Source organism: Okeania sp. (assembly GCF_035285525.1).
GTDB lineage: Bacteria > Cyanobacteriota > Cyanobacteriia > Cyanobacteriales > Microcoleaceae > Trichodesmium.
In genome coordinates, this window is record NZ_JAYKGW010000240.1 from 1 (window position 1) to 26,871 (window position 26,871).

The 26,871-nt window shown below is 37.0% G+C and carries 25 protein-coding genes and 3 pseudogenes; 8 read left to right on the plus strand and 20 right to left on the minus strand.

Translation table 11 applies throughout. The features are described 5' to 3' along the window. The 3 genes from VKJ25_RS22615 to VKJ25_RS22625 form a co-directional block, all read right to left on the minus strand. A partial coding sequence (locus VKJ25_RS22615; RefSeq protein WP_324238907.1) for an SdrD B-like domain-containing protein occupies positions 1-1,212 on the minus strand: 1,212 nt, incomplete at its 3' end. A gap of 500 nt (positions 1,213-1,712) precedes the next feature. After that, on the minus strand, positions 1,713-1,916 hold the full coding sequence (locus VKJ25_RS22620) for a PEP-CTERM sorting domain-containing protein (RefSeq protein WP_324238908.1): 204 nt from the start codon (positions 1,914-1,916) through the stop codon (positions 1,713-1,715). 617 nt (positions 1,917-2,533) lie between these two features. Continuing rightward, on the minus strand, positions 2,534-3,730 hold the full coding sequence (locus tag VKJ25_RS22625) for a phosphoglycerate kinase (protein ID WP_324238909.1): 1,197 nt from the start codon (positions 3,728-3,730) through the stop codon (positions 2,534-2,536). A gap of 137 nt (positions 3,731-3,867) precedes the next feature. On the opposite strand from VKJ25_RS22625, the gene VKJ25_RS22630 reads away from it, so the two are divergent. The 4 genes from VKJ25_RS22630 (at position 3,868) to VKJ25_RS22645 (ending at position 6,578) form a co-directional block, all read left to right on the plus strand. Continuing rightward, complete coding sequence (locus VKJ25_RS22630) at positions 3,868-4,278, plus strand: universal stress protein (protein WP_324238910.1); 411 nt, start codon at positions 3,868-3,870, stop codon at positions 4,276-4,278. A 621-nt stretch (positions 4,279-4,899) separates the two neighbouring features. Beyond that, positions 4,900-5,754: a ribosome biogenesis GTPase YlqF gene (gene ylqF / locus VKJ25_RS22635; RefSeq protein WP_324238911.1), complete on the plus strand. Its 855-nt coding sequence runs from the start codon at positions 4,900-4,902 to the stop codon at positions 5,752-5,754. 81 nt (positions 5,755-5,835) lie between these two features. Further along, on the plus strand, positions 5,836-6,255 hold the full coding sequence (locus VKJ25_RS22640) for a XisH family protein (protein ID WP_324238912.1): 420 nt from the start codon (positions 5,836-5,838) through the stop codon (positions 6,253-6,255). Further along, positions 6,243-6,578 carry a XisI protein gene (locus VKJ25_RS22645; RefSeq protein ID WP_324238913.1) on the plus strand — a complete coding sequence of 112 codons (336 nt, stop codon included), beginning with the start codon at positions 6,243-6,245 and terminating at the stop codon, positions 6,576-6,578. Before VKJ25_RS22640 ends, VKJ25_RS22645 begins: the two co-directional genes overlap by 13 nt. Positions 6,579-6,874: 296 nt before the next feature. Here the strand turns inward: VKJ25_RS22645 and VKJ25_RS22650 are convergent. The 12 genes and pseudogenes from VKJ25_RS22650 to VKJ25_RS24780 all read right to left on the minus strand — a co-directional run. Continuing rightward, positions 6,875-7,096, minus strand: a pseudogene (locus tag VKJ25_RS22650) (element excision factor XisI family protein); the annotation flags it as partial. Positions 7,097-7,365: 269 nt separating this feature from the next. After that, positions 7,366-7,539 (minus strand): element excision factor XisH family protein, encoded by a 174-nt coding sequence (locus VKJ25_RS22655; protein WP_324238932.1) that lies wholly within the window; start codon positions 7,537-7,539, stop codon positions 7,366-7,368. Positions 7,540-7,827: 288 nt separating this feature from the next. Further along, positions 7,828-8,490: a Na(+)/H(+) antiporter subunit B gene (locus VKJ25_RS22660; RefSeq protein WP_324238914.1), complete on the minus strand. Its 663-nt coding sequence runs from the start codon at positions 8,488-8,490 to the stop codon at positions 7,828-7,830. After that, on the minus strand, positions 8,490-9,035 hold the full coding sequence (locus VKJ25_RS22665) for a DUF4040 domain-containing protein (protein ID WP_324238915.1): 546 nt from the start codon (positions 9,033-9,035) through the stop codon (positions 8,490-8,492). The genes VKJ25_RS22660 and VKJ25_RS22665 overlap by 1 nt, the downstream gene beginning before the upstream one ends. Next, positions 9,028-9,306: a monovalent cation/H(+) antiporter subunit G gene (locus tag VKJ25_RS22670; RefSeq protein ID WP_324238916.1), complete on the minus strand. Its 279-nt coding sequence runs from the start codon at positions 9,304-9,306 to the stop codon at positions 9,028-9,030. Before VKJ25_RS22670 ends, VKJ25_RS22665 begins: the two co-directional genes overlap by 8 nt. Next, positions 9,303-9,554 (minus strand): hypothetical protein, encoded by a 252-nt coding sequence (locus tag VKJ25_RS22675; protein ID WP_324238917.1) that lies wholly within the window; start codon positions 9,552-9,554, stop codon positions 9,303-9,305. The genes VKJ25_RS22670 and VKJ25_RS22675 overlap by 4 nt, the downstream gene beginning before the upstream one ends. Next, complete coding sequence (locus VKJ25_RS22680) at positions 9,551-9,958, minus strand: cation:proton antiporter (protein ID WP_324238918.1); 408 nt, start codon at positions 9,956-9,958, stop codon at positions 9,551-9,553. Before VKJ25_RS22680 ends, VKJ25_RS22675 begins: the two co-directional genes overlap by 4 nt. 452 nt (positions 9,959-10,410) lie before the next feature. Next, positions 10,411-10,665, minus strand: a pseudogene (locus VKJ25_RS22685) (DUF3419 family protein); the annotation flags it as partial. A gap of 12 nt (positions 10,666-10,677) precedes the next feature. Then, entirely contained in the window at positions 10,678-10,815 is a 138-nt protein-coding gene (locus tag VKJ25_RS22690) for a hypothetical protein (protein ID WP_324238919.1), read from the minus strand. Between the two features lie 18 nt (positions 10,816-10,833). Next, entirely contained in the window at positions 10,834-12,291 is a 1,458-nt protein-coding gene (locus VKJ25_RS22695; RefSeq protein WP_324238920.1) for a cation:proton antiporter, read from the minus strand. Positions 12,292-12,539: 248 nt separating this feature from the next. Further along, on the minus strand, positions 12,540-12,878 hold the full coding sequence (locus VKJ25_RS22700) for a cation:proton antiporter subunit C (RefSeq protein WP_324238921.1): 339 nt from the start codon (positions 12,876-12,878) through the stop codon (positions 12,540-12,542). Between the two features lie 1,582 nt (positions 12,879-14,460). Next, a pseudogene (locus VKJ25_RS24780) lies at positions 14,461-15,240 on the minus strand (FG-GAP-like repeat-containing protein); the annotation flags it as partial. A gap of 1,118 nt (positions 15,241-16,358) precedes the next feature. Between VKJ25_RS24780 and VKJ25_RS22710 the strand changes: the two are divergent. The 4 genes from VKJ25_RS22710 (at position 16,359) to VKJ25_RS22725 (ending at position 19,781) form a co-directional block, all read left to right on the plus strand. After that, the gene (locus VKJ25_RS22710) at positions 16,359-16,547 is read left to right on the plus strand and encodes a hypothetical protein (RefSeq protein WP_324238923.1); all 189 of its coding nucleotides are present in this window, start codon (positions 16,359-16,361) and stop codon (positions 16,545-16,547) included. A 284-nt stretch (positions 16,548-16,831) separates the two neighbouring features. Next, positions 16,832-18,937, plus strand: coding sequence for a M3 family metallopeptidase (locus VKJ25_RS22715; protein ID WP_324238924.1), 2,106 nt, complete (start codon positions 16,832-16,834; stop codon positions 18,935-18,937). A 235-nt stretch (positions 18,938-19,172) separates the two neighbouring features. Beyond that, entirely contained in the window at positions 19,173-19,385 is a 213-nt protein-coding gene (locus tag VKJ25_RS22720; RefSeq protein ID WP_324238925.1) for a hypothetical protein, read from the plus strand. Positions 19,386-19,511: 126 nt separating this feature from the next. After that, positions 19,512-19,781 (plus strand): type II toxin-antitoxin system VapC family toxin, encoded by a 270-nt coding sequence (locus VKJ25_RS22725; RefSeq protein ID WP_324238926.1) that lies wholly within the window; start codon positions 19,512-19,514, stop codon positions 19,779-19,781. 121 nt (positions 19,782-19,902) lie between these two features. Here the strand turns inward: VKJ25_RS22725 and VKJ25_RS22730 are convergent, their stop codons facing one another. From VKJ25_RS22730 to secA, 5 genes are all read right to left on the minus strand, one after another. Then, entirely contained in the window at positions 19,903-20,760 is an 858-nt protein-coding gene (locus VKJ25_RS22730) for a tRNA-dependent cyclodipeptide synthase (protein ID WP_324238927.1), read from the minus strand. A 78-nt stretch (positions 20,761-20,838) separates the two neighbouring features. Next, complete coding sequence (locus VKJ25_RS22735; protein WP_324238928.1) at positions 20,839-21,324, minus strand: TerB family tellurite resistance protein; 486 nt, start codon at positions 21,322-21,324, stop codon at positions 20,839-20,841. A 543-nt stretch (positions 21,325-21,867) separates the two neighbouring features. Next, on the minus strand, positions 21,868-22,353 hold the full coding sequence (locus VKJ25_RS22740) for a hypothetical protein (protein WP_324238929.1): 486 nt from the start codon (positions 22,351-22,353) through the stop codon (positions 21,868-21,870). 313 nt (positions 22,354-22,666) lie between these two features. Then, positions 22,667-22,966, minus strand: coding sequence for a hypothetical protein (locus tag VKJ25_RS22745; RefSeq protein WP_324238930.1), 300 nt, complete (start codon positions 22,964-22,966; stop codon positions 22,667-22,669). A 395-nt stretch (positions 22,967-23,361) separates the two neighbouring features. After that, positions 23,362-26,175 carry a preprotein translocase subunit SecA gene (secA, locus tag VKJ25_RS22750; protein WP_324238931.1) on the minus strand — a complete coding sequence of 938 codons (2,814 nt, stop codon included), beginning with the start codon at positions 26,173-26,175 and terminating at the stop codon, positions 23,362-23,364. Positions 26,176-26,871: the final 696 nt, after the last annotated feature.

Genomic DNA, 26,871 nt, shown 5'->3' on the forward strand with positions numbered 1-26,871 from the left:
TCCTTTATCAGTTAAACGAACTTCGACTCCAGAGATACCTGCTTCACCTGCATCTTGTACACCATTAGCATTATCATCTCGGAAAATAGTATCACCGATAGAACCTGTAGGAGCATCATAACCAAAATCTTGGTCTAAGTTATTTTCACCCGGTGCTAAATCTACCATAGACATATTGTCAAGTACAGCATCGGGGTCTGCTGTTTGCTCTAAACCATCCAGAACATTATTTACATCTGTAACTTGAACTGCATAATTGCCAGTAACAACATTTTCAAACAAATAGTTACCATTAGCATCTGTGGTTTGAGTATCAACAACTGTGTCATCTCCTCCACCTAGTTCACCATCAGCTCCTTTATCTATTAAGTCAACTGTGACACCAGCAATACCTGCTTCACCATTATTTTGTACACCATCTGCGTTTTCATCTTGGAAAACTGTGTCACCGATAGAACCTTTAAATTCCGATAAATCTACAGTAGTAACAATGATTTGACCATCTGGAATTCCATCACCATTATTATCGGGTACAAGGATGACAGCAACTTTGTCACCTGGTTGTTCAGGAACAAAACCCTCTCCATTTTGTTGAGCTAAAGTTTTTATTTGATCGACATTAGCTTGGTCAAACCCATTGGAGAATGCTTCTAGTCCAAGTAAATCATCACTACTAGGAGGATCGTCATCCATTAGCTGCCAAATAGCAAGCTGAATCTCACCAGTTGTAAAACTTGCTAAAGCATTACCTGTACCTGTGTTGTTGAGAATCCAGTTCACTAGGTCTAAATTCTCAGGATGCTCAATAATTCCTCCTAATCCATCATTGATAACAGCAGGATCATAGCTTGAGTAAACATTGGCACTGAAAGGTTGACTATTACCCTCATCATAAAGAGTGTTTGGATCCACACCAAGTGCATCGCTCAAACTAGGAGCTGCAATTCCTGTTTCGCCATAAACACCATCATTATCAAGATCAAAGCCGTTGAAACCAAGGGGAAGATCGACATCAATACAAAAGGCATCAAAAGCTCCATTTAGTATGCCATTTGCATCTGTAATCTCTAAGTCAAAGTAACTAGGAGCGCCAACCCCAGGTCCTCCAGCGTTAAGATTAGGAAGTATAGAACTGGTGACTGTCACCTGACTTGGGAGCAGGTTGCCTAAATTTGTGATTGAATTGCTCATATTTGCGGTTGAACTGGTCATTTTTAATTTTTAACTTAATTTGTGTAGTAGTGTTTTTCTGAATCAGAAAAATTGATGGGAAGATGCTTTTTTTTACAAGAAAATAATCCAGGATAAACTTCTCGTAAATTATTCCTGGTTGCTAATTGTTCACTGAATATATATCTAACTCACTGGGGAAAAGATGCTTTTATTTACAAGAAAATGCAGAATAAATTACGATAAATTTATTCCTTAATTGCTTTATTTTTAACTCAACAAAGATTGCCAAAATTCTATGGCAAAAATTAACTGTCATCCACCTAAGTTGTACCAATTAATTTCATCAACTTAGGCTACATTTTTTATCTTATTAATCTTTAATCTTGAGAGCAAAATTGCCTCAAATAGATTTGGATAGAGGGCAAATACCATGATAGCCATATTTTTTATGGTTAGAAAAATTGTCTCCCCGACACGGAAATTAATTAATCAGGGGAGATTTTTTTCTTCAGTAATAAAACATAAGTTTTAACCAAAACTTACTTTTGCTCTTTGTTAGATACTGCTGCGTTTTTCTTAGTAGTTAATAAGCCGATACCACCAACAACTAAAGTACCTAAAATAGTTGTAGGCTCTGGTACGGACACAGGAGCAGGAAGACCACCAACAGCAGCAGCAGGTAGAGAAGTGGAAGCAACAACAGCGATTGTAGCAGCAGCTAGAGACAATGTATTTTTGAACATGACTTGATAGAACTCCATAAGATTTGCTTGATGTCATTATCTTATTCCGTTATTCTGAGGTGCTGCAAGAGGGAAAACGCATTTTCTCGACATCTTCATGGTATCTTCACTAATTATGCAGTTTTTCTTCATTGAATCTTTAAAAAAGTATCAGGGACATCTTTTAAGTATAATTATGTAGTGGGTATGTCCAGAAAATCAAAAAGTCGGTCTCAAAATTTATTGCTTTTACCTGATATCATATCCGGTTGAATAGTTACACTTTGGAGGAAGGAAGACAGAAGACAGAAGGGAAAAAAAAGGTTCAAAGGAAAAAGTGTTTTTATCACTGATTATCCAGATTATGATATTACTCCTGGAAGAAATCTATATTTTTTTTTAACCTAATTACTTTTGTTTGTTAACTGTGTTAATACTTAAATATATAGAGCTTTGCCTTGTTATTAGTTTGAGGGTAATTAACAGCTTGACATAATTTATGATTATCTGATGGAGATAGTTTTTATTATTAGACATCTCCAGATCAAGAGGGAACAGGAAGCAGGGATGAATAATTGATAATTTATGAATTTTTGGAGATGTCTATCCATTATCAATTATCAATTATCCATTAAAACTTATGCTTCATCTAGAGCAACAATACCAGGTAACTCCTTACCTTCCAATAATTCTAGACTAGCACCACCACCAGTAGAAATGTGACTCATTTTTTCGCCTAAACCTAATTGTTCTACCGCAGCAACAGAGTCACCACCACCGATAATAGTGATAGCATCCTGCTTCTCAGCCAAAGTCTTAGCGATCGCTTCCGTACCCTTAGCAAATTTCTCCATTTCAAACACACCCATCGGACCATTCCAAATTACAGTCTTGCAGTCTCCTAAAGCATCTTGGAAAACCTTGGCCGACTCAGGACCAATATCCAGACCCATCCAACCATCAGGAATTTCTTCAATGCTAACAGTTTGAGTATTCGCTTCTGGATCAAATTTATCAGCTACAACTACATCAGTAGGTAACAACATTGCTACACCTTTCTCTTTCGCCTTAGCTTCCAGAGACTTCGCCAATTCAATCTTATCGTCTTCAACCAAAGACTTACCCACACTTAAACCACGAGCTTTGTAGAAAGTAAAAATCATACCGCCACCCAAGAGCAACTTATCACACTTATCCAACAAAGCTTCGATAACACCAATCTTACTAGAAACCTTAGAACCACCAATAATTGCAGCCAAAGGTTTTTGAGGATTATCAATTGCACCTTGGAGGAATTTCAATTCTTTTTCGATTAAATAACCACCAACAGAAGGACTCAAATATTTAGTAACACCCTCGGTGGAAGCATGAGCGCGGTGAGCAGTGCCGAAAGCATCATTCACATATATATCTGCCACAGAAGCAAGTTGCTTGGCAAACTCTGGATCATTTCCTTCCTCTCCTGGGTAGAAGCGAACATTTTCTAGTAAAACTACATCACCATCTTGCATTGCTGCTACAGTAGCAGCTACTTCCTCACCAATGCAGTCGTCACATTTCTTAACTTCCTGACCCAATACTTCAGAAAGTCTTTCTCCCACAAGAGTCAGACGCATATCCTCATTTACTTTTCCTTTGGGACGTCCAAAATGGCTAGTCAAGATCACCTTTGCACCCTTAGAAATTAAATCTTGAATGGTAGGAAGAGCTGCCTGAATCCGAGTATCATCAGTAATACTACCATTATCTACAGGCACATTAAAGTCTGCCCGCATGAGTACCTTTTTGCCAGATAAGTCAGATGCTGATAAATTTGCTACAGTTTTTTTTGTCACAGGATTAATCTCCTAATATATTGTTTTATTAATGTCCATCAAATAGGGTTACTGGCCCATAAATGGATAAGATATACATTACAACAATTCGTTCACGGTAGACATTTTATCTGAGTCCGTACCGCAAAAATATTCCTATGTTTAAAACAGTTCTATTTCCTGTAGACCGTAGCCAAGAAGCTCGCGGGGCTGCAGAAAAAGTGATTAACATTGTCCAAACATATCAGTCTCGCCTGGTATTAATGTCAGTAGTAGAAGTTGTTTCCGAAGGCCAAGAGCCATTTCACTCAGAAATGACTTCTTCCAAAACAGTTACCCAACTCTTAGAGGAGGCCAAATCTATATTTGCCCAGGAAGGTATTGAAGTTGAAACTGTCCAAAGAGAAGGCCATCCGGCTTTTACGATCTGTGATGTGGCTGATGAGATTGAAGCTGATTTAATTGTGATTGGCTGCCGAGGTACTGGTTTGACAGAGGAAGGAGCTGGTGATAGTATTAGTAATCGGATTATTAATTTGTCCCCTTGTCCAATTTTAGTAGTTCCTTAATTCAGTTATCAGCTATCAGTCCAGTAAATGATGCATATATATGTAGGTTGGGTTGAGGGACGAAACCCAACAAAAACTTTATTCCCCTACTCCCTAATGCTAATGCACCATTTTAGCTGCGTCTGTCCAGTAGAGTGCGTTAGAGAAGCGTAACGCACCGCTCTCTATGGAAGCATAACCCACCCCCACAAATTATTTGGTAATCAATATCTATAGATGATTTTTGCATTAAATTATATAGTGGTGCGTTACGAAAGTGCGACTTTTCATGTCGCCCAGCGAAACGCACCCTACTGGATTGTTTCACCTAAAATACATTAGTAGGGGCGGGTTTGATCGGAAATTTTCATGCTTACTCTAAGATTTACACCGAACCCGCCTCGTTAGACGGTGGCTTATATCATAAGGGGGCGGGTGTATCTGACTTACTTATAAAAATTCGTTAACTTACTTGTGAAACCAGCCCCTACGGCTCCTGATTCTCTAATGCACAATTTTAGATGAAACAGTCCACTACTAGACCAGCTAAAACTTGGGTTTGAAGACCAAACCCCTACAGTTTTGCTAAGTATCTGAACTTTTGACTTTTGACTTTTGACTTTTGACTTTTGACTTCAAACAATGATTATTCAATGGTATCCTGGGCACATTGCTAAAGCTGAACGAAATCTTAAGGAACAACTGAAACGAGTTGATGTGGTTCTAGAAGTTCGAGATGCTCGTATTCCAATTGCTACTCGCCATCCCCAAGTTTCTGAATGGGTAGGAAATAAGGCGCAAGTTTTGGTATTGAATCGTATGGATATGATTTCCTCTGAGGTCAGGAAAATGTGGACTGAATGGTTTGAAGGTAAGGGGGAAGTGCCTTATTTTACCAATGCTCAGTTGGGTGATGGTGTTAAAAATGTAGCTAAAGCAGCGCAGAAAGCAGGTCATGCTGTTAATCAGAGAAGGCGCGATCGCGGAATGTTACCCCGACCTGTTCGTGCTGTAGTCATTGGCTTTCCTAATGTGGGAAAGTCGGCTCTGATTAATAGACTTTTGAAAAAGAAGGTAGTTGAGAGTGCTAGACGTCCTGGCGTGACTAAACAATTAAGATGGGTACGCATTTCTGATGAGATTGAATTATTAGATGCTCCTGGTGTAATTCCTAGTAGGATTAAAAATGAAGAGGATGCGATTAAGTTAGCTATTTGTGAAGATATTGGGAATGCTGCTTATGATAACCAGCAAGTTGCTGCTAAAATGATTGATTTTTTAACTTCTTTGGAAACTGATAGTAATGGTGTTGTATCTGCCTCTTGTTTAAAAGATCGTTATCAATTACAACCTTATGATTATACAGGTGAAGGTTATTTACATGAAGTAGCAAATCAAATTTATCAAGGAGATGTGGAACGAATGGCAAGACGAATTTTGGATGATTTTCGTAAGGGTTTATTAGGTAAAATATCTTTAGAGTTACCGAATAATTAATAATTATTAGGGAGAGGTAATTATCCATTATCCATTAATGAACGCCATATTAGAATAGGGAGAAAGGAGAAAGAAAAACTAATGTCAGCCAGGAATTTTTTCCATCAAGAAGTTAAAAATGCTCTAATAAAAGATGGATGGTCAATCACCCATGACTCATTATTTATTAGTTTGGGTGATGTAGATATGTCTATTGATTTTGGTGCAAACCAACTAATTGGGGCAGAAAAAGATAATCAAAAAATAGCAGTTGAAATTAAAAGTTTTTTAGCAAAATCATCGGCTATTTATGAATTTCATACGGCCTTGGGACAGTTTATTAATTATCGGGCAGCACTGAGACAGAATGAACCTGAGCGAATACTATATTTAGCTTTACCCTTGATTATTTATAACAACTTTTTTAAACTTAAATTTCCTCAATTAGTACTTAAAGAAAATCAAGTAAAATTAATTATTTATAATCCAGAAATAGAGGTAATTACAGAATGGAAAAACTAAAAATACATCGTTATTTAGTTCAGGAACTTTTGTTAGAATATAGTCAAAATAAGCCTGCTTATGGAGAAATTGAAGTACAGACAATTTTTGATACTATACGAGATCATTATCAAGTTGTTTATATTGGTTGGGAAAAAGAACATTTGATTCATAATTCTGCGATTCATATTGATATTAAAGGTGAGAAAATTTGGATTCAATGGAATGGAACTGAATTGGATATTGCAGAAAAATTGGTGATGAATGGAGTCGCTAAAAAAGATATTGTTTTAGGATTTCAAACCCCTTTTATGAGAAAGCTTACAGAATATGCTGTGGAATAGTTTTACAGCGCTTTTCCTGCACGGTAGACCACAGTAGCGACGTTGCATAAGGGCGTCCCTACAACGTTTTGGTTATGGCAATGTGGTTCGTCAAGAGCGAAAAGCGCTGTCAGGAGATGGGGTGAGGGGGTGAGGGGGTGACGAAAAAAGCTAATCTACTGTAGTGCATTGTTTCACCTTAAATGATGCAATAGCTTTAGGTTACAAAAATGTTTCTTCCCTACTCCCCTACTCCTGTTTCTCCCCCACTCCCCTACTCCCCTACTGTATAATAAGCGATCGCCTCTGTTTTCCCCTCATCTAACTCCATCCTTTGCAAATCCTGTAAATTGTCGAATATAAGGCGCTCGAAATCCCAAAACAATATCTGTTTTTGGTACTCCTAATTCTACTAACTGATAAGCTAATCCTTCTTCTGTAAAATCCCTTTGAATCCAAATTTTTCCATCTTTAATCTCAATATGAATTGGGCATCCATAAATTCTTTCTTCGTCACGCCATCCTAAAAATAATAATAAATAGCGCTCGCGTTATAAATCGAATACTATTTCTGTAGTTTCCATATCTTCTTCAGATTCTTCTTGAGCGTGTTGATTAATAATTTTTTGAATTAACTGGCGATAATCTAGTTTTTCCATAATGTGCTCTCCTGTTTTTGCACATTAAAAACTAACAGTTTTATCTGATACCTTTCTCACACAGCTTGCACAAATAAATCTGAAAAAAAGTCTTGATAAATATCTGCAGGAATTGCTAAATAAAGCACCCATTCTAATGTTAACTGCTCTCATGCTAGACGATAGTTCAGAAATTCAGAAACTGCCGATCTACCAACAAAGCTTTTTATTTCTACTGCTATTTTTCGAGTGGATTTTTCTGCCACTATAAACTTTTCTGCTTTTAAATCTATGTTAATCTTAAATTGTTGAGTTAGCTTCAGAAATAGAGGAGCTTTAGTAATTGTCTATCCATCTTTTTCTAAAGCTACTCGAACTGTATCATGAAAGATATCTTTTGCTGACATAATTCATAGTAATAATGGGAATTGAAAAATGTTGAGCTTATCCTGTGGATAAGCTACGCTAAAGTTTAATTGAAGTTTGAATTATTATTAAACTGTTGCTCTATTTGAGAAACTAAATTATGATTAATTTCACCACCTTTTATTAACCAATCATCTGTAAGTTTATCTATAAGCTGATCGTATAATAGTGGGTGGTGGATTTGGAAACCAAACCCCTACCAACCGTTACAACAACCCCCGATAACGAATAAACAACAAAATAACTGCCCAGGAACCTAACGCCACCTTTAGTGCTACCAAAATATTCAATATCGGAATAATTCCCCCACTGACTAATTCTCCTAATTCTCCTTGGGGTAACTCTGCTCCCATGAGAGTCACTGCTGCTAATACAATAAATATTAAAACTGAAATTTTTTCCCAGGTAGCAGCATTCCATTTTTTATAGATTTTCTCCATCTGTTCCGATGATGAAGTAATAGCAATCAAACCAATAGCAGTTCCTCCTGCTACCCCAGCAGCAAAACCACCACCCGGACTCAAGTGACCCCGAATAGCTAACTCAATACTTACCAACGCCGAAATAGTAGCTCCCAAACGTGCTAAAACTCTGGAGGGGCGATCGCTAAATTGATAAACTTGTTCGGTTGGTTGTTCGTTCGCTAATAAAAAACGGACTCCCAAAATAGCGATCGTAAATACTACGACTTCAAAAATTGTGTCATAGAGTCGATTTCTAAAAATGATACCGGAAACTACATTTGCGACTCCACTATCGGCAACTATTGATTCCACAATAGAAATATCACTCACTTCTACTGTGGGGTTTGGCATAATTAGCACTTTGACAAACAATGCTATTCCGGCTAAAAAATACACCCATTTCATTAATGTTTTTCCTCCTGGTTTGATACAGTTATGTATGTCACAGTTGTTTCTGATGCAGCCAACTCAGTTTGCATGATTTCAAACAGACGATACACTCTAATAGTAGTCTGATAAGTTGGTTTGCCATCTGGTTGGCTACAAATAGCGTGAACTTCTTTAGTTAGCAACCCCCATTCTAAAGCTTGTATATTAGGATATTCGACTAACTCCAGACGCAAATGGTATTTATCAATAATTTTTCTGATATCGGCGATGAGTTCGGTAAAATAATTCTCTGTTTCTACTTCAACTTCTTTAATTATTCCCAAACGCATGACTAAAGAGGAACGAACTGCAATTACATAAAGACTTATAGCTAACATTGTTCCGACTAAAGCTTCCGTTAAAGCTACATCCGCAGCGCCTAAAACTGCATAAACTAATGCTGATACTGCTCCTAAAATAGCTCGAATAACTAGAGCATGATAAGGGTTAACTTGAAATACCAACATCAAAGCTGCTAACGGTAACAGGGCGATGATAATATAAACATAAATATCAATCATTTTCTTCTCCACTACTAGAGCAATATGCCAAAACGTATCCCAAAACTGTATTCCAAATTGCTAAAGTAATAATTGCTAACAGTAACAAAGGCCATTCTTCAGGTATCTTCAGCAGTAAACCAACTATAATACTCATGGAACCCAAGGTATCAGCTACCGACAGACTATGGAGTTTAAATAAAACTGATCTATTGCCAAGCAGAGGAAATGTTCCCCAAAACCAGAAAATAACCCCGATGATTATTAGACCGTAACTAAGAATATCTATCATATTTCGTTCAACCTTTTGATTAAATGTGCGAGTAGCATTAAACCTGCATTACCTACACTGAGAATAATTATTGCAACTACTCCTATAAACCAATCATCTCGTGAAACTGAGACAATCAACATCATAATTGAAGTTTTGGTGGCAATACTGGCAAAAGCCAGCATTTTTTGCCAAATATCGTCATCTTGCCAAGCTTCATAAATAGGTATGAGCAAAGCTAAAATCATGGCAATTAAAATAAAATTCATCTTTTTCTACTCCGTTTTCTCCTGCGTTCGACTCGGTGTACTTCATACCACCCCTTTTCGTGATATTTCAAGACAATAGTTTTGGGGGTAAAAGTAATCAAAAATATATCCAGAAATATCAATCCAGGTGTTCGTTGTGGTTTCACACTTTCACAAACCAAAACTTCATCATCATGGGGATGAAACATAATTTGAATGGCTTCAATATAAGCTTGGGGAATGGCGACAATAATTTCCCACAAAACTCGCAACCAATCATTTAATGCTCCGAGGGATGTTTTGCCGCGTGGTAATAATACAGCAATAGTCACACCAATCATAATATTTGCCGGCCTTAAGTCAGCGGTGAGTAAAAACCAAATTGTCAGTCGTAGTATTACGTTAAAAAGGGAAGTTGCGTCCATATTATTAATGAATAATGAATCATGAATAATTGATAATGAAAACTATCTCTAATTATCCATTGAAAAGGAGAGGCTTTAAACCTCTAGGGATCAATTATCAATTTATCAGTTATATCACCTTTAAAGAAGAAAAAAGTAATTGAGAGATTTCCAAGAATTATTTGAAAATTTGGTAGACGTCTTATAAAAAGCATTTTTATAGCCATATATTTAGTTTTCATAATATTCTATAAATATTGTTACTTAACTTGTTTATTACCTACAGGACTAAAGCCATGAACGCTATTAGTAGGGTGTGTTTTGCGTTCCGCAAAGCTCCGCTTTATCTGTCGGCTCAAGCGCCGAAACGCTACGGGATATGAAAAGCGTACAACGCACAACGCACCTAAACCCTGTCTATGGTGGCTTTGCGTAAGTCCTGACTTAGTTTAGTTACTAATTGGACAGCTTATCTACAAAGGCTTTTTACACTCCATATTTAATGATAAAGGAAGCATAATTACATCATTAAACCCATGATTTTCTGCCTCTAGTAAGACAAAATGAGAAATACCAATATCCTTATTACCCTCTAAAAATTGAGCCATTGTATTTGTATGGACTGAGATACGATTGACTAATCCAGCTTTGAGTAATTGAAAATTTTCTGGCTTCAAATATTCTGGGCAACAATTTGGTGTATATTTGCCTTCTAGGAAAACTCGCCAGAAATAATTATCTCAAATACGAATTTCGCTAAAAACTTGCTGACAACAATCTTCTACAAATCCCGACACTCCATTTTTCAGGTAGCGCTCCATTTGTTCTCGTTGTTGACGAGGAACACCTAGCATCCACAGGTTCAAGTCACTATCCATAAATTGTTAGTAGTAGTATTACGTTACAAGGCGAAGTTGTGTCAATGCTATCCAGAATAGTAATATTAACATGAGGCTCATCAACCCAATTAGATGCTCAAATTGTTCGATCGCTCTTGGTATTTTAATAGCTAATTTCTTAAAAATCAAGAAATATGCTAACCAACCAATAGCGATGGTTACTAATGGTTTAATAATATTTTCGATGCTGTAAGCTTCATAATAAACAGCGTTTGCTACTATCAAACCGCCGAGTAAGAGTACCATTGCCGACCAAAAACCAGAGTTGACTTTGATGGTTTGCTCGTTTTTCTGGTGAGGTAGAAAAATGAATTTAGCAAAAGAAATGGCTGTTCCAACTGCGGCAATATTCATGCCAACAACTTGCCAGGGTAAGAGATTTTTTGCAGTTAGGACTTTGGCTCCAAAACCCGAAAGGAGGGGAAAACCAGATATGGAAAAACTAGCGATCGCTAATGCAAACCAAATTCGGTTATCAATAGGATGATGATGTAATTCTTTAAAATTTCGACTTGGCAAAACTCCTGCTATTAAAAATAAAGCAGATTTTACTAAACCATGAGTTAAAGCATAGAAACCTCCTACTATTGGAGCTGCAAGTACAAAACCTAACTGAGAAATGGTGTGAAATGCTAACATTCGCTTCGTATCTTTTTCAAATACAGCAAAAGCAACTCCTAAAACTGCGGTACAGACTCCAAAATATCTAACTATCGGATCGACTTCTGGTAATATCAGCGCACAACGTACTAATGGAAAGACTCCTGCTTTCACTACTACTCCGGACAACATTGCCGATACTGGACTTTCTGACTCAGAGTGAGTGAGAGGCAACCATAACCCAGAGACAAAGATACCACCTTTTGCCAATAATCCCAAAAATATGAGAGCGATCGCTTCTGGAGGAGCATTCAGCAAACCCATAAAATGAAAAGAATTATTAGCTTTATATACTAAAACTGCTCCCACCAGATAAAATAACATTGAGGTATTACTGACAAACAAATAGCGCAATCCTACCCAGATCGATTTATCGGTACGAGGATAACTTATCAGCAAAAAAGAAGCAATACTTATTACTTCTAAAGCTACATATAAACTAATAAAATCTGCACAAATAAAAGTAGCATTAACACTTCCATGCAGAATCACAGCTTGCATATAGAAAAAAGGTGTTTTATTACTTTGCCAACAATAAAGAATTACTGCTGTTGTGACTAGAGCATTAGTAATAATGAAAAATCCACTCAAATTATCAATAGTTAAACTAACACCAAAACTATCTAATAATTGGATATCTTTTACATCAGATAAACCGGAAAATATATACAAGGCATAATCAGCAGAAACAAATGCTATTCCTAATGCTAAAAAGCGGTCTATTTTGGGGATTAAATAAATAATAAATCCCACAAAAAATGGTAGTGCCATCCAGGTGATCGTAATATTGGTCATTTCAGTTATCAGCTTTTTCAGTTATCATTTATCAGCTTTTTCAGTTATCAGTTGTTAGTACCAACTGTTAAACTCAAAAGCTTGATATGAAATACAGATATTAATCATTCAATGTTTCCAGTGCGGACATCTTCCTCGCGTGGGTGTACCTCGTCAAGACAGGGCTAATTATTTGTCGCCAGAGAATATTTACAACTCTATATTTTTTTTTCAGTTCTGTACTTCCCAGACTTGCCACACTCCCCACCTTATGATGGTGTATTATTTTCTTCGATCGCTTTAGTTTCCAGAGTCGGATTATCTTTTGCTAGCTTCATTACACCCACTAACATTAATGCTTGAATAGAAAAACCAATAACAATAGCAGTTAAAATAACAGCCTGGGGAACGGGGTCAGAATAAGCAACATTTTTGCCTGTAGCTACAATAGGGGTAAATACACCATCCCTTGATGCTACCAATACATAGTAAGCAATAACTCCTGTACTCATAATATCCATAGATATGATTTTCATCACCAAATTTTTCTTAAAAATGATGCCAAAAAATCCGCATAATACGGTGAAAAATATACAAGCTTCTAACATATTAGTTCATTATTTAGTTTAAATCAGGACTAAATGTCAACCCAGAAACCCGGTTTCTAGTAGACGTTTACAGTTCAAAACAACGATTTGCCCTAGAAACCGGGTTCCTCCCTTGTAAGTCCTATAAATATTAAGATTTTACAATGTTTTAATATAAAATTATCAATATAAAAGAAAAAGATGGAAAAACATTCTACGGCTCTCAGATTTTGTTGATGTTGGGAACTTAAAGACAAATGGCCATTTGCTTCTATGAAGTTGTTATATTTTTTCTGAAAAGTGGCCAATTTTAGGATAATATTATATCCCGACTATTCCCTGTTCCCTCTTTTAGTTAAATGTTACCAGTGGGATTTTTCGGGAACCGTGCATCTTGCTCCCGTGGATGTATCTCACAAAACTGGAATCTATAGCGCTGTGCCCAGGGAACAGGGAACAGGGAACAGGGAACAGAAGGAATAGATTGCTTATAACATAAGATTTTTAGCTATTGGACAGTTCCTGTGATTTGTAAATATTAAGTGCGCACATTGCTATACTGTATAAACCTACTTCAGAAATTAGAAATTTTCAGCCAAAAAAATGTAGGGACGTCCCATGGAACGTCCCTACTGTGGCCTATCTATTAAAAGACTATTCTAAATCTGGTTTTGGTTTTTTGTGTCCTAACTACTTAGAACCAAGTATTTTCATAAAAGCTAGCGACACCATCCCAGTTACCAACGAAAGCATCTAAATCTGTATCTCCATCTAAATCTCCAAAAGCGGGAGCGCTATAAGTTCCAACATCAATACCATTAAGGGGGTTAGCATTTCCTGTTCTTTCTTTGAATTTAGCTTTTTTTATAGTACCAGTATTTTGGAAATATCGTACTGTACCATCTTTGTTACCAATTAAAGCATCATAATCTTGATCGTCATCTACATCTACAAAAGCAATTTTACTGTACTCACCCACATCTACTCCATTCAAAGGATTAGGGCCACCAGCAATTAAAGCAAACCGAGGCCGTTTTTGCGTACCATTATTCCGGAAGTATGAGATATTGCCATCACGGTTCCCACTAAAAGCATCATAATCTCCATCGTTATCTATATCTACAAAAGTAGGGGTACTGTCATTACCTACATTTAAACCATTGAAGGGATTCTCAACAGCTTTAGAACGAGCAAACCGAGGGTCATCTTTTGCACCCACATTTTCATAAAATATAATATTGCCATCGTTGTACCCACTAAAAGCATCATAATCTCCATCATTGTCTATATCTACAAATGCAGGGGAACTATTATAACGATTATAACGATCATTTATCCCCCAAAATGGATTTTCTGTGGCAACTGGTTGATAAAAACGGGGTTGATTTGTAGTACCAATATTCTCCAAGTAGTTAATATTACCAGCGCTGTTACCAATGACAGCATCTAAATCTTCATCTCCATCTATGTCTATTAAAGTTGGAATGTTACGATTACCTACATCATACAGTTCTAGAGGGTTAGTAAAAAATTCTGGTTCCTTGATTTCGCCAATATTTTCCAGATAATCAACTGTTCCATCCTTTTTACCTACAAAAAAGTCATAATCTTTGTCATTATCTATATCTGCAAAAGTTGGTATACTATAATCACCGATGTCATAACTAAATACAGGATTTTTACTACCAATAACCTGGGAAAAAGTAGGGCGTTTTTTAGTACCAGTATTTTCATATAATTCTACAGTACCATTACGGTTGCCCACGAAGGCATCATAATCTTTATCGTTATCTATATCTATAAAAGTAGGCGCACTACGATCGCCTATATCGTAGCCATCAAATGGATTTTTCTTTCCGGTTTGTTCTTTAAATTTGGGATTTTTTTTGTTACCTGTATTTTGATAGTAACTAACAGTACCATCTGAGTTACCAATAAAAACGTCATAATCTCCATCTTTGTTAATATCGACAAAGACAGGAACGCTGTAGGCACCTACATCAACACCAGATAATGGGTTGCCCACTTGACTTTGCTCAAACCGAGGTTTTCTCCAGTTCCGGGTATTTTCGTAGTATATAACCTCACCATTGATATTGCCAAAGAAAGCATCTAAGTCTTTATCTCCATCAATATCGACAAAAGCTGGTTGACTATAAAGTCCTACATTTACACCATCAAAAGGATTTTTATTTCCGGTTCTTTCTCGGTAATCTGGTTCTTCTGGGTTGCCTACATTTTCCCAGTAACCGACTGTTCCATTCCTGTTTCCCACAAAAGCGTCTAAGTCCTTATCACCATCTATATCTACAAATATGGTGTTGCTGTAGCTGTCAACTGCAACATCTGCTAATGGGTTTTTTACTTCAAAATCAATTGCCATTTTTTTCTGCTTTAAAATACGAAACTAGGTACAATTTTGGCATAAGAAAATGATAATGATATGTAGCGATCGCAATTTTTAACAAACATTTTTCCTGAACTTAAATTACTGACTAGAAAAGAGTTTAGGGGGTTCAGATTCATGGTTTTACTACATAGCAATGGTGAGAATATTTATTTTTTTCACACTCCTATATACTTCTTATATCCTTTTTTATACACCCCTATCAGATTGCTGATCTCGACGGAATATTTTGCTAATATTGTTGCTGATAATGACAGAAATACATTATTTTTTGTAAGTCTTTTTTCATGAAAAATTAGATCTAAAATAAACTGGTTATATCAAATGATTTTGTTGTTATCAAGTGTTATGAAAAACTTGTTATATGGGAATTCGATAATATTAGTATGATTATAAACTTCCTATTAATTATCGCAAAATATTTGAAAAATAGTATAAATAAATTTGCTGGCGCAAAGGACTAATAAATTGGGTTGATTGGTGTGATATTGTTGTTCAAACCACAAAATTTCCGTAAAGAAACCCGGTTTTTGTGCAAGTCTGGAAATAAGTGTTTACTCTTTCTGGGAAAAGAGCGATCGCTCCTTATTGCTGATGTTACAATTATCGTCATAGTAGTGCTAGCAATATGAAACCTACCCTACTAATAATAGCAACCTTAAAACTATATTGTTACTAATTTATCAATGTCTTATAGTCAATTTACAATGCCACAAATAAAATCATAATTTGGCATTTTACTCTCAGAAAAAATAGGCATATTTTCCAAAATTCCAGAATCACAATACAGCCAATTTTTATCAGAAACTCTGGATTATAATATTCCATTAGCTCTGGCAATTAATTCTGAAAAATCTCGTTCGGAACTGATAGTTATGCCTATTCTAATTGAACTAAAACAACAATTATGAAATCAAATAAGTCTATTTTCTGGGAAATAATTTACAGTTGATTCTCAGAGAAGTTTAAATGGATTTGGCGATTTTTTAATTAGTAAATCTCCTGAACAGTTAGTTATAGAAGCTCCGGTTGTTACTGTGGTGAAAGCAAAAAATGATAATATAGAAACAGGTCTCGGTCAATGTATGGCATAAATGATTGCTGCTCAATTATTTAATCAGCAAAAAGGAAATGAAATTAAAAAAATTTTTGCAGTTATTATAACAGCTAGTCTCTGGAAATTTATGGAGCTAGAAAATCAAACTATTACTATTGATATAAATGAATATTTTTTAGGAAATTTAGGTCAGATTATTGGGATTCTGAAAAGCTTCATTGAATAACAGAGGATTTCAGTAATTAATAATTATTACCCCTTCTTAAAAGAAGGTGATTGACTAAAAAACTAAATGCTTACTTAGATTGTTCGGGAGTTACGCAAGGGTATTATATATGGAGTTTTGGTGCGTGGTGCGTTCTGCGCTTTTCATGTCGCGTAGCCAAACACACCCTAATAATAGCGTTCATAGCTTTAGTCCTGTTTTTTTAAGCATTATGTACTATGCCACAACTTTGTATAATGTTTAAATACAAGATAAAATGATGAAGATATCAAAATAATCCATGTATGAACGTTAATACAAAAGTCGCAAAAAAAGCATTACTAATTGGTAAAGGACTACCCCCTTTTGAGTCTATCAAAACAGAAGATGTAGTACCTGCAATGACAGAATTACTGACAGAATTAGAACCAGAATTAATCAATTTAGAAACAACAGTTAAACCAACTTGGAATGACTTAGTAGAACCTTTACAAAAATTAGAAGATCGTTTAACTTGGAGTTGGGGAATAGTAGGACATTTGATGGGAGTAAAAAACAGTCCTGAACTCCGAACAGCTTATAATGAAATACAACCCAAAGTGATAGAATTTATTAATAAATTAAGTCAAAGTAAACCCCTTTATCAAACCTTTAAAAACTTAAGGGATAGTGATAGTTGGCAAAACTTAGATTCAGGGCAAAAACGCATAGTTGAAACTGCTATTAGAAATGCCGAACTTTCCGGAGTAGCTTTAGAAGGAGAAACACGAGAACGCTTCAATGCCATTCAACTAGAACTAGCAGAACTTTCTACCAAATTTTCTAATAATGTTCTTGATGCCACCACAGCTTTTAGCCTCACATTAACTCAAAAAGAAGAAGTAGACGGTTTACCACCCAGTTTATTAAGTTTAGCAGCTCAAGCTGCCAAAGATGATGGCTCTGAAAATGCTACTCCCGAAAACGGACCTTGGCGCATCACTCTCGACTATCCTAGTTTTGTTCCCTTCATGCAGCATAGTCAAAAACGGGAGTTGCGAGAAAAACTCTATAAAGCTTTTGTTAGTCGTGCTTCTAGTGATGAATTAAATAATTATCCTTTAATTGAACGCATTCTGGAACTACGTCAACAAAAAACCGAAATTTTAGGCTTTAAGAGTTATGCAGAACTAAGTTTAGCCAGCAAAATGGCTCCCAGTGTGGCAGCAGTAGAAAAATTATTGGAAGAACTCCGGAGTGTTAGTTATGATGCTGCATACAAAGACTTAGAAGACCTGAAAGCTTATGCTGCCAGCAAAAATGCACCAGAAGCAAATGACCTCAAACATTGGGATACCAGTTTTTGGTCAGAAAGACTACGGGAAGCAAAATTTTCCTTTACCGCAGAAGAGTTGCGACCATATTTCCCACTGCCACAAGTTCTAGATGGGTTATTTGCTCTAGTCAAACGAATATTTGGCATTAATATTACTGTTGCGGATGGGACAGCACCAGTTTGGCATGAAGATGTGCGTTATTTTCAAGTTAGTGATGAAACCAATACGCCCATTGCTTACTTTTATCTCGATCCTTATAGTCGTCCCTCAGAAAAACGAGGTGGTGCTTGGATGAATGAGTGTGTAACTCGTACTAAAATTGTCGAGAATGGTGAAACTACTTTGCGTTTACCTGTAGCATATTTACAATGTAATCAAACACCACCTATAAATGATCGACCTAGTTTGATGACTTTTAGCGAGGTAGAAACTTTGTTCCATGAATTTGGGCATGGTTTACAACACATGCTAACAAAGGTTGACTATGCAGGTGCTGCTGGTATTAATAATATTGAGTGGGATGCGGTAGAGTTACCGAGTCAGTTTATGGAAAATTGGTGTTATGATCGCTCCACTTTATTCGGAATGGCAAAACATTATGAAACCGGAGAGACTTTACCAGAACATTATTATCAGAAACTTTTAGCTGCCAGAAATTATATGAGCGGTAGTGCCATGTTACGTCAGTTGCACTTTGCTCTGGTTGATATTGAACTACATCATCGTTATCAACCAGGTGGCAAAGAAACAGTAGTGGATGTCCGGAAACGAATCGCTGAGACTACTACTGTTTTACAACCTTTGCCAGAAGATTCATTTTTGTGTGTGTTTGGGCATATTTTTTCTGGTAGTTATGCTGCTGGTTATTACAGTTACAAATGGGCAGAAGTATTGAGTGCTGATGCTTTTGCTGCTTTTGAAGAAGCTGGCTTGGAAAATGAAGAGGCGATCGCTACTTGTGGTAAGCGTTTTAGGGATACGGTTTTAGCATTGGGCGGGAGTTTGCATCCGATTGAGGTGTTTCAAACTTTCCGAGGTCGGGAACCAAATACTGAACCTTTATTACGACATAGTGGTTTGGTAGCTCCGGTTTAAATAGTAGGGACGTTCCTTCCATGGAAGGAACGTCCCTATAAAATTGAAAAATAAGCGATCGCTTATCCTGTAACAGTTTCCCCAAAAAACATTATAGCAGTCGAAGCAAAGGGCACCGAAATTTATAAATCCTGTTTGCGGAGCATTTCCCTATACGAAACACCCTTTGATACTACTCTGCTGTTACCTTTTCCCTATTCCCGATTCAAGTAGCGCTATAACAACAAAAACATGATTGATTCAGAAATACTCAAAAAAACTTCAAGGAACATCCATCCAAGAACGCATTCTTGTTATTGAAGCAGTTTTGCAAACAGTTAAAAACGATATGGGTCTAACTTCCTCACAACAGCTTTCCTCTGAAGAACAACCCCTGAAAGGAAAAGTGATTAATTATGACGCTCCTTATGAACCTATAGCCCTACAAGACTGGGAAACATTAAAATGATTCTAGACACTCATATCTGGATTTGATGGGTTGACGATAATCCTAAACTATCTTCCACAAACCGAGAAATCATTCAAGCAAATCAAACAACTGGTCTAGGAATTAGCATTATATCTTGTTGGAAAATTGCTAAAATTAGTCGAGAAAAAGAGACTAACTTTTGAGTCTTCTGTAGAAGAATGGCTAAAACTTGCTCTCAACTACCCTGGTATCCAATTACTAGAATTAAACCTGCCGATTATTATAGAATCTACTCAATTATCTGGATTTCATGCAGAGCCAGCAGACCAGATTATTGTGGCAACAGCTAAAATTCACAGTTCGTTATTAGTCACTCAAGACGAAAAAATCTTGAATTTTTTCAAAGGAAATAATAAATTGACTCAAACCTACTAACTCTTCCCTACTCTCTACCACAACAAAAAGACTTTCCATACGCAAACCCTAGATAGGGACGTTCTATGGAAGGTCCCTAAAGAATCAGAAAATTAGCGATCGCTTATTCTGCATCAGTTTCCTACTTACTTTCTTTAGCATTCAATCTCTTCAGACCTAAACTTACCCAAGTTATTTGCTTGAGAGGTTCAGGTACTTCTGGGTGTAATCCCTCTGAAATTTCTTCAAAGGTTTTAATTGACCCTGGATAAACGAAAACTAACCATTCTTGTTTAGCAATACAGGCAAACAAAGCAGACTCCTCAAGCAAATACCTTCTTGCTAGGTACTTTTGTCTGGGGTCTTGCACCTGTCCTGCTTCTATAGGTCTACCTCGGTTGAGATACTTCTCGGCAAAAGAATTTACTGTATTTTCAAAAGACTCATTTCTGCCGTAAAGACTTTGAAGTTCCTCGTAATAAATATCAAAGTCTAATTGCTTGCCAATTTCTGAAATCATCTTGAACTCAAATTGACAGCTTTCAGAATATTCTTGAAATAAAAGATAGTGGTCATCAATAAACTTTTCTCCAGTACGAATCGCCTTTAAGTAAGCCAGATCTTCTTCTATTCCTTCTCTCGCTTCAATTGTCAGTCGATGTAGACTATCACCAACTAATACTAGACAATTCTTAAAATTATCACTAATCCATCTGATGCAAGCTTCTACTCGCTCACTATAAACAAAATTTTTGCTTCCTAAGCTAATTGCGAACACACACTTCTGATTGTTAAACAAAGAGCTACGCATACTCTGAGGAAATACTTTTGCTAAACTTGCCTTATATTTATGATCTTTGGTAAAATTGGAAGTACTTCTTGTTAGTTTTTCCTGTATCTTGATGTTTATGACTTTGCTGATTCGCGATTGGAGTAACTGCAAACGTTCAAGGGAAAGCTCACTCCAATCTATACTTTCTAGGTCTGTAGAACTACTCATTTTATTTTTTTGAACGTTTTTTATCCAAAACAAAGCAGAGGGTTTTTCAACCCCCCTATAAAAAAAATTCCACTAGAATTAAACATTAGTTTCAAACAAAGCCAGGCGCAGTCGCTCACTTGCATCTTCCATTTCAGCTAATGATTCAATACTAACAACCATACTACGCTCAATTCCTAAAACTTCTGCTGCTTTAGCCACTGCTGCTTTTTCTTTTTCTTGGTAAACTCCATCAGCACGACTCATTTTAATTGCTTGGTATAACATAACTCGGCGAAAATTCATAGGAAAATCGTACTTGATACCATTCAATAGTTCTTCTATACTAGCATTTTTCCAATCGAATTTACGAAGTGTTTCAATGTATTCTTCAGAATCTACAGTTAATAATTCTTGCTCATCAATATACCATTGAAATTCTGCTTCTGCTAGTTCGCCATCCGCACCCGCGATCGCCATTAATGCACCACCATAACTCAATGCCACATCAAAATCAACTGGAGATGTGATGTTATATTTATTTTTAGCGTATTTAGTTGTCTGGAGACTTTTGCCGTTACTCATATTTTAGTCTTTCTAATTTTTAGGTTTAACTTCCGTGATTTTATTATATTTTGTCAATAATCCTATAAAAACTTAGGAAATCTTTATCATTGTATATAGAACCCATTTGGGTTCTATAAAATTAGGTGGGGAGATGGGGAGATGGGGAGATAGAACTATTTTTCTTTTTTCCCTCCTGGGAGAGGTTAGGGGTGGGTTAACTCCTTTGCCAAAAACCCGCATCCCGTGCAAAGATACCAAATAAGTTTTATATAGGATAGCAATATCAGGACTTACTCATGCGCAACGCAATTTTGTCATTGCTCGCGAGGCGCATTTGCGAAGCAGTCCGTCAGGATAGCAATCTCAAACCCTTATTTTTCCTACCTCATGGCTTTAGCCCTAAATATGAAATCATTTGTGAGAAAAAACTGTAGGGGTTTAGTCTCCAAATCCTTTAGCGCTTGGGCTTCAAAACCAAACCCCTACCATAAAATCTTACAACTTATTGAGGACAGAGGAGCTTTTTTGAAACCCCTCTATAAAAAAAAGTTGTCTCCAGAATTAAACATCAATTTCAAATAAAGTAAGTCGTAGTTGCTCACTCTCTTCTTCCTTTTTTGCCAATGACTCAAGCTTAATCAGCATACTATTCTCAAGACCCAAAAGTTCTGATGCTCTAGCCACTGCTATTTTTTCTTGTCCTTGATAATCTCCATCAGCGCGACTCATTTTAATTGCTTGGTACAACATAACTCGGCGAAAATTCATAGGAAAATCGTACTTTATCCCCCTTAATAGCTCTCCTATGTCAGCATTTTGCCAATCAAATTTACGGAGCGCTTCAATGTACTCTTCATACTCAACAAACAAAATTTCTTGTTCGTCAATATACCATTGAAATTCTCTTTCTGTTAACTCACCATCCGCACCAGCGATCGCCATCAATGCACCACCATAATTTACTGCCACATCAAAATCAATTGGTGCATTAAGGTTATACCTTTTTTGGGCATATTTAGTTGGATGGAGACTTTTCCCCCTACTCATATTTTACTCCTGTGATTTTTGGCTTTAATTTAATCTATAGATTTATTCATTATATAGCGCTGCGCGTTAGGGAATAGGGAACAGGGAACATTAGAATCTCAGGAGTTTCAGGATTGATAAATGTCCGCGCCTTTTGCTTCGACTGCTATATGTATAGCAATATGCGCACATTGCTATAACTGATAACTGCCCCCAAAAAGAAAAAACCGTAATTGGGGGAGTTGCTTTTTGGATAAAATGATTAAGGGTTTTCAGGCCAAACCAAAGGGTAGAAAAGTTAACGACTTGATACTGGGATGATTATTTATCATCATTATTCATCAAATTTACACAAATATTTTTTATCTTTATCATACTCTACGTCTGGCGTCCCCTCAACCAACCCACAATATTTAGCAAAATGATACTCCAACCAAAACCACTTTTCTTGATTTATTCCATTATCTACTACTACTTTCCTTCCATCTATTCTACCAATCACTCCAACCCGAGCCAAATTATTCTTGAACAACTCCATAGGAGTCTTTTTTGCTGCTGCTACCGCTGGAGTCTGAACCAACCACAAACACAACAACAGACATAGAACCAAGAAACATTTTACACTATTCCACATTTTTTTTTTACCACTACATACAACAGAATTATATTACAGCAATTTCGGAGGCGCGTGAGGTACAAAATTTTATTTAGTAATTTTAGTAACACAACCTTCCAGGTTGTTACAGCCTAGAACGCTGTGTTACAGTAGGTGTTAAGTGTACCTCACCATCCTCATGCATTGCTATAATTATAACACTTTTACAGTTTATACAGTTACAGTTTTAAATTAATAGAGTGTGAGTCTACGGTTCATGTCCTGAGTAGATTTTGTAGGGTGCGTTAATGAAATGTAACCCACCATCTATTATGTCTTTGGTGCGTTAGCGTATCTCATAACACACCCTACTGGACTACGCAGAAACTTCCCCCCCTTCCCTCCCAGGGAAGAGGGTTGAGGAGTTAGGTGCTTCATACCGTCTCCGCAACAGTCGTCTCTACTGCAGGTTGCGGTTGAAACTGGAACATAGAATAAACCACATTCCGCCGAATATCCGTCATCATATCCAAAAACAACTCATAACCCTCACTCTTATACTCAATCAACGGATCCTTCTGTCCATAACCCCGCAAACCAACAGACTCTCGTAACGCATCCATCTGTTGCAAATGCTCCCGCCACAAAGTATCAATTTGCTGCAAAATAAAGAAACGTTCCGCATCCCGCATCAAACCACCACGAATCTGATTCACCTGCGCCTCCTTAATATCATAAGCATTCCTCACCTGTTCGTGCATAAAAGTCTTAATATCCTCCATCGACAAATCGAACAACTGCTCCGGTGTCAAATCTGCCAACAAATACACAAACTCCTTCACCTTACTCACCAACTTATCCAACTCCCACTCTTCCGAAGGCAACTCCGGATTAATATACGCCTCCACAATATCATCCATAGTTTGCTCCGCATACTTAATCACCTGTTCCTTCAAATCCCTACCTTCCAATACCCGTCGGCGTTCTGCATAAATCGCTCGACGTTGATTATTCATCACCTCATCATACTCAAACACCTGCTTCCGCATATCATAATAATATGTTTCCACCTTCTTCTGCGCACCTTCCAAAGAACGAGTCAACAACCCAGATTCAATTGGCATATCTTCCTCAACCCCAAACGCCTGCATCATTCCCGCCACGCGATCGCCACCAAAAATCCGCAATAAATTATCCTCCAAACTCAAGAAAAATCTGGTCGAACCAGGGTCTCCTTGTCTTCCCGCTCTTCCTCGCAACTGATTATCAATCCTTCGTGACTCGTGACGCTCAGTACCAATAACGTGTAACCCACCACATTCCACTACTTGGTCATGTTCCTTATCTGTGTAACTCTCATATTCTTTGCGAATTAAATTATAAACCTCTCTTAACTTTTGCACAACTTGGTCTTGAGTCGGAGCTTTTTCCGCAGCGATCGCTACCTTATCTTCCACCACCAACTCTGGTAGCGCTCTCTCTCCCCACTCTTTCACTGCAAAATCTACCGCTGATTTCAACATTGTCTCCGTTTGTGGAGACAACTGCACTGGGAATATTTGCGGTGAAACCTTCCAAGTTTTCAGCTTTTTCTCAGGATCAAAACCTTTTTTAGAACGAGACTTTTTCGTTCCTGATACTGGTCGCGCCATACCAAAACCATCATCATCTTCTGGTTTCACCACCTTAGGCATCAAATACTCCCGTACCTTCAACCTCGCCATATATTCAGCATTTCCACCCAAAATAATATCCGTACCTCTACCTGCCATATTCGTCGCAATAGTCACCGCCCCACCACGACCTGCTTGCGCCACAATTTCAGATTCTCGCTCCACATTTTCTGGTTTCGCATTCAGCAGTTGGTGAGGAACTTTCAACTGCCCCAACAACCGAGATAGTAACTCCGACTTTTCCACACTGGTTGTACCCACCAAAACCGGGCGACCTTTTTCGTGCATTTCGGCACACTCTTGAGCAATAGATTTCCATTTACCTGCTTCCGTTTTATAAACCACATCTGATAAATCTTGTCTACCTCTTGGTTTATTCGTAGGTATTATCGTCACCTGTAAATTATAAATTTTTTCAAATTCTGTTTCCTCTGTTTTTGCCGTTCCCGTCATTCCCGACAACTTCGGATAAAGTAGAAAGAAATTCTGATAAGTAATAGTTGCCAGCGTTTGAGTTTCTGGTTGAATATCCACCCTTTCTTTCGCCTCGATCGCCTGATGCAGACCATCACTCCAACGTCTTCCCTGCATTACCCTACCAGTAAACTCATCAACAATAACAACTTCCTCATCCTTGACAATATAGTTAACATCTTTGATAAATAATTCTTTTGCCTTAAGAGCATTAAACACAAAATGCGCCCAAGGATCTTCAGGATCGTATAAATCTGTTACTCCCAATAATTTTTCTGCTTCCGCAAAACCTTCATCAGTCAAAAGAACATTTCTAGCTTTTTCATCCACTTCATAATGTTCCTTTTCTTTATCTAAACCTGCTGCAATCTGTGCTGCCTTAATATACTTTTCGCTCGGTCTTTCTACTTGCCCAGAAATAATCAAAGGAGTTCGTGCTTCATCCACTAATACCGAGTCAACTTCGTCAATAATACAAAAATTAAACGGACGTTGCACTACATCATCCATAGTAGTTGCCATATTATCACGCAAGTAGTCAAATCCCACTTCACTGTTAGTAGCATAAGTAACATCACAAGCATAATTTCTTTTCCGTTCGTCTGGGTTCATACCCTGTTGAATTAACCCTACACTTAAACCGAGAAACCGATGCACTTGTCCCATCCATTCCGCGTCTCTTCTGGCCAGGTAGTCATTAACAGTAATTACATGAACACCTTTACCTGTTAGAGCATTTAAGTATGCTGGTAAAGTAGAAACTAGAGTTTTACCTTCTCCAGTTTTCATCTCTGCGATTTGGCCTTGATGTAAAATAATGCCCCCCAATAATTGGACATCAAAGTGTCGCATACTTAGGACTCTCTTTCCTGCTTCTCGAACCACTGCAAAAGCTTCTGGTAGAATATCTTGTAATATTTCTTTTTCTTCATCCTTAGTTTTGGCTTTTTCTAGGATTTGTTTAAATTCTCCAGTTTTAGCCTTAAGTTCTATATCTGAAAGCTTTTGAATATCTTCTTCCAGAACATTAATATCTGTTACCCAAGGTTGAAATTTCTTGAGTTTACGTGCGTTAGGGTCTCCCAGAAGTTTTTTGAACATGGTTGTTATCTCAGTTAAATTCCTAATTATTAATATGCAAAATGGTTGTTTTGTATACCATTTTTTATATATTTTGTCAATATAATTCTGATCTGAATTTAGTCAGCTTAGAACTATTTGGTTCTGAAAAAATTGGTATAAATTATTTTATCAAAAATCAACAGGGCGAGGTGTTATAATCGAAAAGCTTACAGCTATCTTCATTTTGTTAGACCAGAGTAGGAAGGTGTGATAGAATGCCCAAGGTTTTAGTTGTGGCAATGCCGTTTATCAATTTGACGCCATATCGGACTAATTATGTACAACATAAAATAGTCAAATTCTTGTAGTGCCAGCATCTTGCCGACGATAGATATAGTTAATAACAACACTAAGGGCTTTTATTAATGGATAGTTGATAATTACCTTTCCCTAAAAACAAAAAGATTGACAAGTTTACCTATATAGAAACTATTGGGTATCTATAAAATTAGGTGCAGAAATGGTAAATATGCGGCTATTTTTCTACCTTTTTTCCCTCCAGGGAGGGGTTAGGGGTGGGTTAACTCTTTTACCAAAATACCAAATGGGTTCTATGAAAGTGTAATTTAGAACAAAAACAATTTCGGAATTCTCAGGAAATAGCAGAATATAAATTATCCCAATTTTTTACTTTATCATTAACCGAATTTTCATAACTAATAGGATAGTTTTTGA

Excerpts from the sequence above, each read along its gene's own strand:
- VKJ25_RS22680 (WP_324238918.1), bottom strand. The coding sequence starts at position 9,958 with ATGGACGCAACTTCCCTTTTTAACGTAATACTACGACTGACAATTTGG.
- VKJ25_RS22710 (WP_324238923.1), top strand. The coding sequence starts at position 16,359 with ATGATTGCTGCTCAATTATTTAATCAGCAAAAAGGAAATGAAATTAAA.
- VKJ25_RS22735 (WP_324238928.1), bottom strand. The coding sequence starts at position 21,324 with ATGAGTAACGGCAAAAGTCTCCAGACAACTAAATACGCTAAAAATAAA.
- VKJ25_RS22670 (WP_324238916.1), bottom strand. The coding sequence starts at position 9,306 with ATGATAGATATTCTTAGTTACGGTCTAATAATCATCGGGGTTATTTTC.
- VKJ25_RS22740 (WP_324238929.1), bottom strand. The coding sequence starts at position 22,353 with ATGAGTAGGGGGAAAAGTCTCCATCCAACTAAATATGCCCAAAAAAGG.
- secA (WP_324238931.1), bottom strand. The coding sequence starts at position 26,175 with ATGTTCAAAAAACTTCTGGGAGACCCTAACGCACGTAAACTCAAGAAA.
- VKJ25_RS22660 (WP_324238914.1), bottom strand. The coding sequence starts at position 8,490 with ATGAAATGGGTGTATTTTTTAGCCGGAATAGCATTGTTTGTCAAAGTG.
- VKJ25_RS22695 (WP_324238920.1), bottom strand. The coding sequence starts at position 12,291 with ATGACCAATATTACGATCACCTGGATGGCACTACCATTTTTTGTGGGA.
- VKJ25_RS22700 (WP_324238921.1), bottom strand. The coding sequence starts at position 12,878 with ATGTTAGAAGCTTGTATATTTTTCACCGTATTATGCGGATTTTTTGGC.
- VKJ25_RS22630 (WP_324238910.1), top strand. The coding sequence starts at position 3,868 with ATGTTTAAAACAGTTCTATTTCCTGTAGACCGTAGCCAAGAAGCTCGC.
- VKJ25_RS22730 (WP_324238927.1), bottom strand. The coding sequence starts at position 20,760 with ATGAGTAGTTCTACAGACCTAGAAAGTATAGATTGGAGTGAGCTTTCC.
- VKJ25_RS22640 (WP_324238912.1), top strand. The coding sequence starts at position 5,836 with ATGTCAGCCAGGAATTTTTTCCATCAAGAAGTTAAAAATGCTCTAATA.
- VKJ25_RS22645 (WP_324238913.1), top strand. The coding sequence starts at position 6,243 with ATGGAAAAACTAAAAATACATCGTTATTTAGTTCAGGAACTTTTGTTA.
- VKJ25_RS22745 (WP_324238930.1), bottom strand. The coding sequence starts at position 22,966 with ATGTGGAATAGTGTAAAATGTTTCTTGGTTCTATGTCTGTTGTTGTGT.
- VKJ25_RS22620 (WP_324238908.1), bottom strand. The coding sequence starts at position 1,916 with ATGTTCAAAAATACATTGTCTCTAGCTGCTGCTACAATCGCTGTTGTT.
- VKJ25_RS22715 (WP_324238924.1), top strand. The coding sequence starts at position 16,832 with ATGAACGTTAATACAAAAGTCGCAAAAAAAGCATTACTAATTGGTAAA.
- ylqF (WP_324238911.1), top strand. The coding sequence starts at position 4,900 with ATGATTATTCAATGGTATCCTGGGCACATTGCTAAAGCTGAACGAAAT.
- VKJ25_RS22665 (WP_324238915.1), bottom strand. The coding sequence starts at position 9,035 with ATGATTGATATTTATGTTTATATTATCATCGCCCTGTTACCGTTAGCA.
- VKJ25_RS22675 (WP_324238917.1), bottom strand. The coding sequence starts at position 9,554 with ATGAATTTTATTTTAATTGCCATGATTTTAGCTTTGCTCATACCTATT.
- VKJ25_RS22690 (WP_324238919.1), bottom strand. The coding sequence starts at position 10,815 with ATGGATAGTGACTTGAACCTGTGGATGCTAGGTGTTCCTCGTCAACAA.